The organism is Paenibacillus sp. MDMC362 (assembly GCF_003269305.1).
Taxonomy (GTDB): Bacteria; Bacillota; Bacilli; order Paenibacillales; family Paenibacillaceae; genus Paenibacillus_AQ.
Map to the genome: position 1 here is coordinate 17,278 of NZ_QLYT01000015.1, position 13,687 is coordinate 30,964.

A 13,687-nucleotide genomic window follows, 5' to 3' on the forward strand; every position below is an offset into this window, starting at 1 on the left:
GGATAAGAACTTGATTCCATTGACATAAAGGACGACGCTTGTTCAATCATCTACAGACCTTGCCGTAAACGTTTTTTGGATAGCCAGAACCTTTCCCCTGCGAATGTCATGGATGCGCGCATGAACATCATTGCCTGGAATGGCCTACTGCGCATTAAATGGGAATCTCGCGGTTATGTCGGATAGGGAGCGGAATTTGGTCTGGATGACGTTTACTTCTCCCCGTTTCCGCTATGCAAAGGGAGAGCAATGGGAACTGCATGCTCGGCGAATCGTTGTCAATTTCCATGCGGGGTATGCTCGTCATGTCGACGATCCTTGGTGGTCCGAGCATTTCGAGGCGCTTTCACAGGCTAGCAGGGAGTTACGGGAATTTTGGGATTCCCACGAGGTTCTCGATGCTATGGATGCTCCTAAGACGCTGCATTGTCCGAATCTCGGGATCTTGAATTTTGATCTTGTTTCGTTTCATTACTTGAACGATTCTAATTTGACCGTTTCCATTCATGTTCCTCATCCAGACGGCACGGTGGATAAGATGCAGCAACTGTTAATTGATTATCAGAGCCAGCATTCAGAGCAGCTTGAATCTTCTCCAAGAGTTTAGTAAAGGAAGGCAATCAGAAATGGGTTAAACTTAACGGGTACAAGAACTCAATAAATACAACACGACGAGGTTACAGTGGATCGATCGGCGACCTCGCACTGCTTATGGGCAGGATAACTTGATCTAGTTGCTGTTGCCTCGCTTTGAGGTGAGATAAATCATTCGGTTTGAAAAAAAAACGAGTCTGTGCTATTATCAGAAAAATCCAAATATAGCGAAGAAGAGAAGGCTATGCAATAGCGTTTATGTCCAGAGAGCAGAGGGATTGCTGAAACCTCCGTCGTAACGCATGTATAGTGTCGTCTCGGAGCTGTTGACTGAACGTTGAAGGCGTTATTTCAAGCCCGCAAGTAGGATCAACCGGCCTGGCATCCGTTAACATGCTGCAGGTAAAGCATCGCTTTACCTCATGAGACTGCAATTGCGAGGTTGCAGTAAACTTGGGTGGTACCGCGATTCCCCTTTCGTCCCAAGGCTTCTAGCAGCTGCTATGAGCCTTGGGATGGAAGGGGTTATTTATTTCATACCAGCAGGCGATGAAGAGAAAGCCGACAATGGCGCTTATGCCCAGAGAGCAGAGGAAACGCTGAAACCTTTGCCTTAACCCCTTGTATGGTGTCGTCTCGGAGCTGTTAACCGAAAGCGGCTGGTCTCATGCCATGCCCGAAAGTAGGCTTAACCGAAATGGTGCTCGTTAACGCGCCGCAGGTAAGGCATCGGCCTTACCTCATGAGGCTGCATTCGCGAGGGTAGCAGCAAACTTGGGTGGTACCGCGAAAAAATCCCCTTTCGTCCCTGTATGAGCTGACTGCTGTCAGCTTGCTTAGGAGGAGAGGGGATTTTATTTTAAACTAAGGAGGCTGCCCAATGGAACAGCAATTAGGAATAACAAATGAAACAATGACGTCATCAGAGGAATATATCACCGGTTCGGAGGTACTCTTACGCGGCTTGCTGCAGGAGGGCGTAGAGTGCGTATTCGGCTATCCGGGAGGAAATGTGCTCTACATTTACGACGCGATGGTACATCAGCCTGACTTCAAGCATATCTTGACCCGGCACGAACAAGGTGCGATTCACGCGGCGGACGGCTATGCTAGGTCGACGGGGAAGGTTGGGGTATGTATCGCGACATCCGGTCCAGGAGCAACAAATCTGGTGACCGGCATCGCAACCGCCTATATGGATTCGGTGCCGCTGGTGGTCATAACGGGGAACGTATCTACGACTGTCATGGGCACGGATGCTTTTCAGGAAGCGGACATTATTAGTATCACGATGCCGATTACGAAGCACAGCTACATGGTTCGCGATGTACACGACCTTCCTCGCATCATTCATGAAGCGTTCTACATTGCAAATACGGGCCGCAAAGGTCCTGTCTTGATCGATATTCCAAAAGACGTGACCAACCAGCGGATGGCATATTGTCCAGCGGACACGGTTCCGTTGCGCGGATACCATGGAGCCCCGGAGCCGAATCCGTCAGAAATAGATGCGCTGCTTCAGGCGATTGCAGAAGCACGCAAGCCGGTTATTATCGCAGGCGGCGGCGTTGTCTATTCGAACTCCTCCCAGGAGCTGATCAAATTCGTCCACACTACGCGGATTCCGGTCGCGACGACTCTGCTCGGCCTCGGCGGGTTTCCGAGCGATGACGAGATGTGGCTGGGCATGCTCGGACATCATGGCGCATATGCGGCGAACATGGCAGTGCAGAATGCGGATCTCATTATTTCGATCGGCTCGCGTTTCGATGACCGGGTTACGATGAAACTGGACGGGTTTGCGCCTCAGGCCAAACGTATCGCCCATATCGATATCGATCCTGCGGAAATCGGCAAGAACGTCAAGACAGATCTCGCGTGCATCGGCGATATTAAAAACGTGCTGGTTTATGCGAACACGCAAGTGCAAGCAGCTCAGACAGATACCTGGATCGAGCAGCTTCAAGAGTATAAGGTGCAGCATCCGCTTCGGTATACCGATTCGGATACTGTCATTAAACCGCAATATGTGCTCGAGATGATTAGCGAGACGACGCAAGGAGATGCGATCATCACCACCGATGTAGGCCAGCACCAAATGTGGACCGCGCAGTTTTACCGCTTTAAGCATCCTCGCTCACTCATCACGTCGGGAGGTCTTGGCACGATGGGCTTTGGCTTCCCGGCTGCGATCGGTGCTAAAGTCGGAAATCCAGATCGTCTCGTCGTCTCGATCAACGGCGACGGGGGCATGCAGATGTGCGCGCAGGAGATGGCGATCTGCGCGATTCATCAGATTCCGGTCAAGATCGTGGTCTTGAACAACCAGGTGCTCGGCATGGTTAAGCAGCAGCAGGAATTGATGTACGAACGACGCTACAGCCAGATTGATCTTTCCGGCAGTCCGGACTTCGTCAAGCTTGCGGAAGCATACGGAATCAAGGGATTAAGAGCAACGAACAAGGCTGAAGCCTCCAAGGTCTGGCTTGAGGCGCTGCAGACGACAGGACCTGTGCTCGTCGAGTTCGTCATCCCGACCAATGAGAACGTATACCCAATGGTGCTTGCCGGCACGCCGCTGGACCAAATGATTCTAGGGAACGACGAATAATTGCGCTGAAGAGAGTCGTACGCTTCCGACCCCGCTCCCACGGGTGCTCAGGCATGGAACGCGGTGGGGATTGGCCGGTCCAGCTCCGAAAGTACGAAGTACAAATTCTGTTGAAGTTATGTGCTAACTCATTAAGTTAACGGGGATGATAGTTCGGAAACATACGGCAGCCGGCAAGATGATCGGCTGCCGTTTCCGTTGCAGTAATGTAGTCCACAACGGAATCGGATATGGACTCGTTTCACTTATGAAATGCCTTGCAAAATATGAACGATCTTCATTTCAATATTGGAATTGTCTATGATCTTCAGATATTCAGGTTTTAGCAATTGATACTGCTTCATGTAGTAGAAATCCATTATCGCTTGTTTCAAGGTGATATCATACTGAATCGAAAATGACGGCTCGATAAAGCGTCGCAGCACAGCGTCATCTTGAACCATAAACATCACGGCATTCAATCTGTTGAAAATCTGTTGCTCCATACCGGATTCAAAAAAAGTTTGTAAGCTTTTATTCCGATTTTGTAGGGCAACAGACAGATTCTCAAAATGGTGCGGATAAAATTCCTTCAGGTCTTGCAAGAACAAATCAGAGATATACGCGGCACACATCAAAGATTGTAAAAATGTTAATTGAAAACGATCCAAAAAAGAGACGGAATCGTCTTTGACAACGGTGTCAGCCTTCTTCGAATAATCAATGTAATAATCAACGACTTGTTCGATGATGTCGTCTTTGGAGGAAAAATGCTTATATAGTGTCACTTTGCTGATATCCATATATTTTGCGAGATCGTCGACTTTCAGTTGACTGAATTTTGTTTTTCTTATAACGGGTTTTATTTTTTCTACATATGTCTCTACACTCACGGCTTTTCTCACGGATAAGTGCCTCCCTTTAATGCCTCTCGAACATATTATAACAAATTTGCTGCCTATCATGTATTAAATTAATTAAATGAACAAAATTAACAAAATTAGTTTACTTATTAAATCCATTGCTATATAATCGGTCCTGTACCTAATCATCCGATTACGGATTATACAAAGGGAGGACGATTCAAATGGAACCATTCAGTAAAGGCAAATTCTCTGACAAAAAGGTCGTGATCACGGGAGGTAGCAGCGGAATCGGCCTTGCGACGGCGAAGTTGCTAGCGGATGAAGGCGCACGCGTTCTGATTACTGGACGTACTCAGGCGACGCTGGATGCGGCTCGTGAACAACTCGGCAACAACGCAATCGCGGTCTTAAGCGATGCCGCCTCATTGAAGGATATCGCTGCGTTAGCCGATCGAGTGAAGGCTGAATTTGGAACAATAGATGCCCTGTTCGTTAACGCTGGTGTCACGGGGTTTGTCCCTTTCGAGGCAATGACCGAAGAAAAATACGACGAGATACTTACAATCAATGCCAAAGGACCGTACTTTACCGTGCAGAAACTCGCTCCGTTGCTAGGCTCAGGTAGCGGGGTAGTCCTTACGACCTCAATCGTGAACGTAGTAGGTCTCCCAATGCTCAGTGCTTACGCAGCTAGTAAGTCGGCGCTGCGCTCCATGACTCGAGGTCTGGCGCGCGAGTTATTACCTCGAAATATTCGCGTCAACGCAGTCAGCCCCGGCGTCATTGACACAGGTATCATGGAAAAGTCAATGCCGGTAGAAGCTGCCGAGCAGACAAAGGCACAGATGAGACAGCAGATCCCAATGCTGCGTTTAGGCGATCCAGTTGAGGTAGCCAAGGCTGTTGCCTTCCTAGCATTTGAGGCCACCTATACCACCGGGGCTGAGTTCCCTGTCGATGGAGGCGGCTCCCAGATCTAAGCTCCTCCGTTCGCACACCTGACTCTTAAAGCGAGGGCAGGGGGCATAGCTTCACCTCATGACACCCTGCCTTCTAGTGAACTTATAGTTTAGGATTTCGTTGTTTTCCTTGGAAGACCGTTCGAAATTACAGAGAACATGATTTTTATCAGAGCAAAATAGAGGGGGCATCACAATGGAGAATACCATGCGGACAATCCGGTTCCACGAATACGGGGAACCAACTGATGTCTTGTGCTTGGAGGAGGTGGCGATCCCAGAGCCAGGGCCGGGACGCATTCGCGTGAGAGTACGCGCTTGCGGCTTAAATCCGGTTGACTGGGTGACGTGCCAAGGCCACTTTGCCGGTCAACTGCCCTTGCCTCGCGGAATCGGGTTGGACGTGGCAGGTATTGTAGACGCAATCGGAGAGGGCGTAACCGATGTTGCCATCGGCGATTCCGTTCTGGGTGCCGCAGATTTCATGAATGGATCGAGCGCTGGTGCGTCCGACCGAGCTGTTATGTACTACTGGTTCCGCATGCCGGCCGGACTCGACTTTGTTCAAGCTGCAGCGTTGCCAATGGCAGTCGAAACCGCTTACCGAGGCATTGATACTCTTGGGGTGAAATCGGGTCAGATCGTACTCGTGCACGGAGCCGGCACCACGGTAGGGTTCGCCGCCGTTCAAATTGCCCTCATGCGCGGTGCCCGCGTGATCGCAACCGCTGGTCCCACCTACGCCGACAAGCTCCGCTCAATGGGGGCGTTGGTGACCTCGTACGGTGATGGAATGGTCGAACGAGTGACCGAACTGGCAAAGCAGCCGGTTGATCTCGCCCTGGATACCGCGCCAATCAGCGGTTCATTGAAAGATCTGGTCCAAATCGTCAACGGGCATCCCCAGCATGTCCTAACCGTCAGCGATTTCGGCGCAGCCGCTGAACTTGGCGTTCGCACAAGCTATGGAGAACTGCATACCGCACGTTATGACGTTGTCGGCGACTTTGCTGGGTACGCAGCGGACGGCAAGTTCACTATTCCGGTCGCGAAGACTTTCGAACTCGACGAATGGCGTTCAGCTGTCGAAATCAGCCGGAGCGGGGGTGCCCACGGCAAACTGATCCTCCTGCCCGACTCCGACTGATGAGCACATATAACCGATAAAATTCTAAATGAAGGAGGATATGCATTGAGTAAGAATCAACGAGAACATATTGCAGTGATTACAGGCGCAAGTAACGGGATCGGGTTGGCATTGACCCGGAAAATGCTGTCGGAGAACTGGCAGGTGATTACTTTGAACCGTTCGGATTTTCCGGCGGACGATAGATTCCTCCAAAATCATCTCAAGGACGGACGTCTCCGCGCCTATAAAGTGAAGGATCTCACTGATTATGGCAGCTTGAGACACGCTTTGGAAGAAATAAAAAGCAAGGAACAGCGGATCGATATTTTGTTTAACAACGCCGGAGGAGGCTTAAGTGAGCTGCGCTATTCGAAACAAGGCCGCGAATTGCATTATGAATTGTTGACGGTCGTTCCTTTTATAATTCTGTTGGAATTGAAGGAGCTGTTGAAGAACGGCAGCTTAAAAACAGTGATAAACACTTCGTCGCAGGTGTTTAGATTTACGAAGGAGTTTACGATCGAAAAATTGGAGCATCCCAAAACCTTCCGCAAAATGTATGGACCCTATGCGACTTCAAAGCTGGCTCTTTCGTTGTGGACCCAAGCCGTCGCACCGCTGCTTGCAAAGGAAGGCATCAAGATTCGCAGCGTTGACCCCGGCATTAACAACACGCTAAGGAAAGGAAAGGATTCCGGACTGACCGCAGGGTTTGAACTGTTTATGAAGTTTTTTTCCTCTCCGCCTACACATGGAGCCAACCTGTTATATGAGGGAGCTCTGGGCAAAAACAGCAATGAGACCGGCGTGTTTCTGTTCAAAGATCGGATTGCGGACTTGAAATTTACAGAACATGCGCAGCGTGTGCTGGAAAAAGTCTCCGATATATATAGCCATGAATTTCTTGGAGGAAATGTTCATGTTAATAGCTGAGTTCCATAAGCGCAAAGCACCGGTGGGTTGGAACGGCCGTTAACCTGCTTGCCAAGGGAGATTATAGCAATTCGAATTAAGTGAATTATCATTTACGGTTGATAAATTACGGCGTCAGGGCCATCTCTTGATGCGTATTCAAATGCAGCTTGCCGGTACAAGCAACTTTTAGTACCGTGGGGAATGGTAATGACAATAATGTGATTTTTTGCTCTAACGAGAAACATTAGTTTCATCAAAACATCACGAGGTTGCCGCGGAATAGATCGGGCAACCTCATTAAACAATTGGACAGCATAGCTCAATTAACGTGCTGATCAGAAAAAGAGAGTGAGCTACCTTACAGACATTGGGCCGTATCCAGATCAGTTTTTGCTGTTTAATAAGGTTGAATTCTTCATAAGTAATGATTGGAACAAGTAGTAGATAATATGAGAATTCCCCTCGGATACAGCTATTTCTATTCGATCCAGCTACTCCATCTTCAGAAAAATAATTCTCAATGGATCAAGTATTTACGAACTTCAGTAATGCGCATATGATGGGAGTATCATGGAAGTAAATCACCCACATCAGAAGAAATTAGAATATGGGCGTATATAGAAGGCACTGAGATTCTATAACAAAGTAGCTACTCTGCAGGCTCACACCCACGGTTCACAAGAGGAATCATTTGAAACAAAGGATGGGAGATATGAAATTAGAGATTTTAACGGTGCCCTCGTATTGGAAAACTGAAATGAAGCAAAAATATATTCAGCTTTATGAGGAAAACAGCAAGTTGGTTGTTCTGTTTCCCGGAAAAAACTATCCTTGCGATAAACCAATTCTGCATTTTGCTGGAACCTCCGCACTTCAAAGTGGTTTTGACTTACTGGTCTTGGAATACGGATATCAAGCTGCGAGAACGGATTTGGACGTTAATGAACTGCAAAGAGTAATTGAAGATAGCCACGAATCGGTTCAACGAATCATTGGCAAGTACAAACAAGTTGTTTTTATTAGTAAGAGCATAGGAACAATCGTTGCTGGAGAAGTTCATGGAAAACTCGAAATTTCAATCCAACATTTATTTTTGACACCAATTAAAGACACCATTCACTATATCAACAAATTCAATGGACTTGTGGTTTATGGAACAAAGGATGAAGTGTTTAATAAGGAACTTGCAAATCAAATTAACATAAACAAAGTCAAAGAAGTCATTGAAATTCCTAATGCAAATCATGGTTTAGAGACCCATAATGTTGAGGAAAGTATTGAGGTATTAAGTAAGCTTGTAAGGATATATATGAAATTTCTAAATAAGTAATAAGGGCATCCCGTAAGATCTTAGATCTTTTGGGATGCCCTTTAAAATGTACACTCTACATGCATCAGTTGATATTTTGCATTTTCGCCGGCGATGGAGCCGCACCTGATTTTCGTTTGGCTAGATCCATCTTACGCTGGAGCATGCCAAGCACAAGATCCGCAACGATGGCCAGCACGGCCGCAGGAATGGCACCTGCAAAGATACGGAGGGAGTTATTGCTGTTCAGTCCGGCATAGATTTCCCGTCCCAGCCCGCCTCCTCCGACAAGGGGAGCGATCGTTACCACACCGATGGCGATGACGGCCGCGATACGCAGGCCCGACATGATATACGTCAGCGCAAGCGGGAAACGCACTTTCAAGAGCATTTGGAAGGGACTCATCCCGATTCCTTTTCCGGATTCCAGATAGCTGGGATCCACCTGCTTTAACCCAACGTACGTATTCCGTGCGATTGGATTCAGGGAATACAGGAAGAGTCCCACCATGACCGTTGTCGTCCCGAGTCCCATCCATAACATGAGCACCACGAGCATGGCCAAGCTCGGTACCACCTGCAGGATGTTGGTGATAAACAAAATGATTTTGGCTGCCCATTTGCTCTTAGAGCAGAGGATGCCAAGCGGCACTCCGACGATGAATGCCAGCCCCAGCCCGATAACCACCATCGTAATATGCTGGATGAAATACTCCCAGAGCAATCCCTGATTTCGCGATATATACGACAAAAAGTCGGCGAATGTTAAATGTTCACTTTCCATGATTACCCTCCTTTAGCTTTTCAAGAGGCCCTGCTCTTTCAAATACGCGATTGCGACCTCTCGCTCGCTTTTCTTCTCAATGTCCACCTGATAATTAAGCGATATCATCGTATCTGCATCCAGATGACCGATTAAAGGCGCTATCGTATCCTGAATTTCAGGATGCTTCTTCAAAAGGTCCGAACGCAATACCGGACTTGCATCATATGGAGGGAAGAATTGCTGGTCATCCTGAAGCGTCTGCAATTGGTAGGCTTTCAGCCGGGAATCCGTTGAGTAGGCCAGCACGATATCCACCTGCTCATTGGCTACCGCACTGTATACCAAGCTAATTTCCATGGGAAAGACCTGACCGAATTTGATGTCATACGCTTTGGAGAATGCCGGATATCCATCCGTGCTTCTCTCGAGCCACGTGGTATCCACCCCCAACTTCATGGTGCCCATATCTTTTTTGACATCGGAGATTTTGGTGTACCCGTTGGCTTCGGCTAGATCCTTTCTTACCGTGAACGCGTAGGTGTTCTCAAACCCCAGAGGGTTCATCCAGGTGAACCCGAAGTGTTCCTGAAATCCAACCTGCGCTTCCTTCAAGACTTTATCGCGATCTTTGGTACCGCTGATCGGGAAATGGTTGTTGAAAATCTCACCGGTATATAGTGTCGCCATTTGAACGTCGTTTCGTTTCATCGCATTGATGACCAATGAGCTTGATGCCAGATCCGGGATAATATCGACCTTCAGATCGGTTTGGTCTTCAATGAGCGCTTTATACATTTCGGCAATAATCTTGGTTTCGGTATAGGTTTGCGTCCCGATTGTAATCTCGCTTTGAATTCCGCATGCGGAGGTAAAAGCGGCAAAAGCTATCATGCAGATGAACAACGGAGTCCATTTAAGCTTTTTCAGTTTCATCACGCCTTCCTTGTTCCGTCCGGTTCGCTGATTACGGCTGATGTGACTCATATTGCAGCGTCCCGGGTCTGGGTCTGATGGTAGTATCTGCTTAGCCAGCCCTCAAGCAGCCCAAGCAATCCGTCAGCTACAAGTGCCAAGAGAATAGCCCCAATGCCGCCGACGAAGATCATCTCGGGCTTGTTGACACCAAGTCCAGATACAATAAGCTGCCCTAAACCGCCAGCACCGATCAGGGAAGCCAGTGTTGCCCAACTGATGATATATACGGTCGTAATGCGGACACCGGACATGATGTAAGGAAGCGATAAGGGAAGCTGAATCCGCAAAATCGTTTGGGCGGTGCTGTATCCCATCCCCCTGGCCGAATTGAGCACGCCTTTATCCACGGAGTGAAAACCGTCATAAGTATTCCGCAGGATGGGCATAAGGGAGTACAGAAACAGTGCAAGGATGGCCGGTTTCATGCCGATGCCGAGCAGCGGAATCAGAATAGCCAGAAGCGCCAGGCTCGGAACCGTCTGAAACAGGTTCGTAATGAAAAAAACGATGCTGTTCATCCAGCCTATCCGATTGTATACGAGCAGGATACCGATCGGTACGGCAACAATAGTCCCCAAAAGCACGGCTGAGAATGAGAGGACCAGATGCTCCTGCAATGCCTTTAGGATATCCGGATAACGATCCGTAATAAAACTCCAGAATGCGTTCATATCACTCATCCTCTCCGATCGGCACCGGAGGAACCATCGTAGGATAGACTTCGGCCAAATGTTTAACCACACTGCCTCTTGTGATTAATCCGAGGAACCGGTTATTGCTGTCTACGACCGGGAGGTTGCTGAGCTGGTGGCTGTCCATGATCTCGATGGCCTGCGGAAGCGTGCTTCCCGAAGCCACGGAAAAACGGACCGGATGCATAACGTCTGCCACGGTTTTGCCTTCTTCGCCGTATTGGTCAAGCACCCGGTAGATCGAAACCGCGCCTTGAAGCTGACGATTACGGTCCACGATCAGCAGCGAATCCACCCGCTTCATTTCCATCATCTTGATGGCTTCAGCCAATCCCCGGCTCGGGAATGCCGTGACCGGATTCGTAATCATCACTTCATCCACCAGCGGAATTTCATAGGTGCTTTCATTTTCATTTTGCAGACGTTTTGAACCGATAAAGTCACGTACAAATTCGTTTGCGGGATGCCGTAAAATGGTGTCCGGTCTACCTGTTTGAATTACTTCGCCATCTTTCATGAGAACGATGGTATCCGCAATTTTAATAGCTTCATCCATATCATGCGTAACAAAAATAATGGTTTTATTGAGCTCCTGCTGAAGTCGGATCAGCTCATCCTGAAGCTGCTCGCGGCTGATGGGATCCAGTGCGGAGAACGGCTCGTCCATCAGGATAATATCGGGTTCGGCTGCCAGTGCGCGCACTACGCCTACACGCTGCTGTTGTCCGCCGCTAAGCTCAGATGGATAGCGCGTACCATATATGGTGTGGTCCAGTCCGACCATGTCCAACAATTCATTTACTTTTTGATCTGTTTTGTCTTTATCCCATTTCTTCAGACGCGGAACCACGCCCGCGTTCTTGGAGATATTCATATGCGGAAATAAACCAACGCTTTGAATGACATAGCCGATATTGCGTCGAAGTTCAACCGGATTCAATCTCGAGATATCCTTACCGTCAATCAGAACTTTGCCCGAGGATGGCGTATTGAGTGCGTTGATCAGCTTCATGGTCGTCGATTTGCCGCAGCCGCTCGGACCGATCAGGACGGTAATTTCCCCTTTTTTGAATTCCAGATTAATGTCTTTCAGCGCGTGAAAGCCATTATCGTAAACCTTGTTCACATGCTCCAGTACTATCATCCAATCGCCCCTTTGCAAGCAGTATCCATATTATGCGGAGCATTTGGCATATCATCCATCGGGAACCCAAAAAACGGTTGAGGGGAATAGCGAAGTGCCAGAGATATGAGAAGGCTTCAGCCTTGTTATGTAGAAATGGAAAACAGCTAAGCTAGTTAGCATTATAAGAAATCAAAATGGAATAGGATTAAGCGCATGATTATGGGGTGGAGAAGGATCTAAGGGGGAAGCCGAAAAAGTATTTCAAGCCTGTATGCCCCTGTGCGTATTCGGGAAAATATGCGATCTCATACATGAATCCCTGTTATGCCTGCGCGAATCAAGCAGCAATGTCATTGTGTCACTGCTTCCCTCGGCCCAAATGGATATATGCAAAATACGTAAACAAGCAACGATTCCCTTTTGAATAGGACCGTATAACTGCTTATGCAATAATATGTTTAATTCTATTACCCGGTTAGCAATGGGATGAAACATGGAAGGAATCACCTGAACTTTATATGAAATTCCTGAAAATAGTAACCATAAATGATTGTACAAATCTGATATAGCTGGGGAGCCTTAGATGCCGTTAAATTACAAAAGGCCAGAAACATTAGAAAAGCTTGTTCAATTGGATCAGGAACTTCATCAACTACATGGGCAAACTGTCCATGATTACATAGGCTTTTATATAAGCTTTAATAATGATGATGACAGGTATGAATGCACACCAGAAGACGCTGTAGTTTTTGGCAGAACTGGAGTGGGTGGGGACCATTTCGCTTTTTACACGTATAATCAATCTCTCAAAGACCTAGAAGAGGCCCCGATTATTTTTATACAACCTATGTTTGACAAAGCGGTAAACTTGGTTGCGAGAAACCTTAGGGATTTTCTAGCTTTATTCATTACCCTTAAGGAAATTTATGTTCTAGAACGTTTTGAATTTTATAAGAACCAATCGGATTTTATCAAGGATTATAACGAGAATTATTTGGAGGATATCGATTTACGAGAGAATGAGCTCGAATTTTTTATCGAGGAATTAAGGGAGAATGTTGTTGAAGGAATTACTGAAATTAATGATGCATACGCCTACATTACGAATATAAGAAAAGAAATTCAATTGCCATAAAAGTTAAATAGAACAATTGATTTCCCAAGCGTGTATACCATAAAATGGAAATTCTAATTGAAACTAGGTTTCACACAATGAAACATTGGGGGCGAAAGTATGTTATACAATTTCTCTGGAATTGACCACGTTCAATTAGCGGCTCCTGAAGGCTGCGAATCAGAAGCTCGAAGCTTTTTTGCTGGCATATTAGGTTGGGTCGAAATACCAAAGCCTGAGAATCTAAGGAAACGTGGAGGGGTTTGGTTTCAGTGTGGAACGCATCAAGTACACATCGGAGTTCAAAAGGAATTTGTCCCCGCTACAAAAGCTCATCCTGCATTTCATGTCCAGAATATAGATTAATTGAGAGAATATTTACTTCAAAAGAGTATCCAAGTGATTGATGATGATGCACGGTCTGATGAGGGCGTACAACGTTTCTATCTTAACGACCCTTTTGGAAATCGCCTTGAATTTTTGGAATGGCTCTAAAATAAAGATAGCAGGTCTTTTTAGACTTGCTTTTTTTTCTAATCGGAGAGTGAACTTGGCCTATTGGGCCAGGAAGTTGAGGTCAAGACGACTACTGAGCGAGAGAACGAAAAGGAAAGTCGAGGCGTTAGTATAGCCATCTTATAAATGGCCATAT

At 47.2% G+C, this 13,687-nt stretch carries 12 protein-coding genes and 1 pseudogene; 8 read left to right on the forward strand and 5 right to left on the reverse strand.

Annotated elements, in window-relative coordinates:
* Positions 1 to 175 precede the first annotated feature (175 nt).
* Together DP091_RS07035 and ilvB are read left to right on the forward strand one after the other, a co-directional pair.
* Positions 176 to 607, forward strand: a complete 432-nt coding sequence (locus DP091_RS07035; RefSeq protein WP_113057660.1) for an MmyB family transcriptional regulator — start codon at positions 176 to 178, stop codon at positions 605 to 607.
* 867 nt (positions 608 to 1,474) lie between these two features.
* Positions 1,475 to 3,205 (forward strand): biosynthetic-type acetolactate synthase large subunit, encoded by a 1,731-nt coding sequence (gene ilvB, locus DP091_RS07040; RefSeq protein ID WP_113057661.1) that lies wholly within the window; start codon positions 1,475 to 1,477, stop codon positions 3,203 to 3,205.
* Positions 3,206 to 3,450: 245 nt separating this feature from the next.
* Here the strand turns inward: ilvB and DP091_RS07045 are convergent, their stop codons facing one another.
* A complete protein-coding gene (locus DP091_RS07045) occupies positions 3,451 to 4,089 on the reverse strand; it encodes a TetR/AcrR family transcriptional regulator (protein ID WP_113057662.1) in 639 nt (212 codons plus the stop codon).
* A gap of 182 nt (positions 4,090 to 4,271) precedes the next feature.
* Between DP091_RS07045 and DP091_RS07050 the strand changes: the two genes are divergently transcribed.
* The 4 genes from DP091_RS07050 to DP091_RS07065 all read left to right on the forward strand — a co-directional run bounded on the left by DP091_RS07050 (position 4,272) and on the right by DP091_RS07065 (position 8,383).
* On the forward strand, positions 4,272 to 5,030 hold the full coding sequence (locus tag DP091_RS07050; protein ID WP_113057663.1) for an SDR family oxidoreductase: 759 nt from the start codon (positions 4,272 to 4,274) through the stop codon (positions 5,028 to 5,030).
* Positions 5,031 to 5,205: 175 nt separating this feature from the next.
* Positions 5,206 to 6,156, forward strand: coding sequence for an NADP-dependent oxidoreductase (locus DP091_RS07055; RefSeq protein ID WP_113057664.1), 951 nt, complete (start codon positions 5,206 to 5,208; stop codon positions 6,154 to 6,156).
* A gap of 45 nt (positions 6,157 to 6,201) precedes the next feature.
* Positions 6,202 to 7,071, forward strand: coding sequence for an SDR family NAD(P)-dependent oxidoreductase (locus tag DP091_RS07060; RefSeq protein WP_113057665.1), 870 nt, complete (start codon positions 6,202 to 6,204; stop codon positions 7,069 to 7,071).
* Between the two features lie 694 nt (positions 7,072 to 7,765).
* On the forward strand, positions 7,766 to 8,383 hold the full coding sequence (locus tag DP091_RS07065; protein ID WP_113057783.1) for an alpha/beta hydrolase: 618 nt from the start codon (positions 7,766 to 7,768) through the stop codon (positions 8,381 to 8,383).
* 64 nt (positions 8,384 to 8,447) lie between these two features.
* On the opposite strand, the gene DP091_RS07070 is transcribed toward DP091_RS07065, so the two are convergent.
* Genes DP091_RS07070 through DP091_RS07085 form a run of 4 tightly spaced genes read right to left on the reverse strand, consistent with a single transcriptional unit; the run spans position 8,448 to position 11,939 of the window.
* Entirely contained in the window at positions 8,448 to 9,146 is a 699-nt protein-coding gene (locus tag DP091_RS07070; protein ID WP_113057666.1) for an ABC transporter permease, read from the reverse strand.
* 12 nt (positions 9,147 to 9,158) lie between these two features.
* Positions 9,159 to 10,112 carry a glycine betaine ABC transporter substrate-binding protein gene (locus tag DP091_RS07075; protein WP_113057667.1) on the reverse strand — a complete coding sequence of 318 codons (954 nt, stop codon included), beginning with the start codon at positions 10,110 to 10,112 and terminating at the stop codon, positions 9,159 to 9,161.
* Positions 10,109 to 10,774 (reverse strand): ABC transporter permease, encoded by a 666-nt coding sequence (locus tag DP091_RS07080; RefSeq protein WP_113057668.1) that lies wholly within the window; start codon positions 10,772 to 10,774, stop codon positions 10,109 to 10,111. Before DP091_RS07080 ends, DP091_RS07075 begins: the two co-directional genes overlap by 4 nt.
* A gap of 1 nt (position 10,775) precedes the next feature.
* The gene (locus tag DP091_RS07085) at positions 10,776 to 11,939 is read right to left on the reverse strand and encodes an ABC transporter ATP-binding protein (RefSeq protein WP_113057669.1); all 1,164 of its coding nucleotides are present in this window, start codon (positions 11,937 to 11,939) and stop codon (positions 10,776 to 10,778) included.
* A gap of 565 nt (positions 11,940 to 12,504) precedes the next feature.
* On the opposite strand from DP091_RS07085, the gene DP091_RS07090 reads away from it, so the two are divergent.
* Together DP091_RS07090 and DP091_RS31715 are read left to right on the forward strand one after the other, a co-directional pair.
* The gene (locus DP091_RS07090; protein WP_113057670.1) at positions 12,505 to 13,056 is read left to right on the forward strand and encodes a hypothetical protein; all 552 of its coding nucleotides are present in this window, start codon (positions 12,505 to 12,507) and stop codon (positions 13,054 to 13,056) included.
* 99 nt (positions 13,057 to 13,155) lie between these two features.
* Positions 13,156 to 13,530, forward strand: a pseudogene (locus DP091_RS31715) (VOC family protein).
* The last annotated feature ends 157 nt before the right edge of the window (positions 13,531 to 13,687 follow it).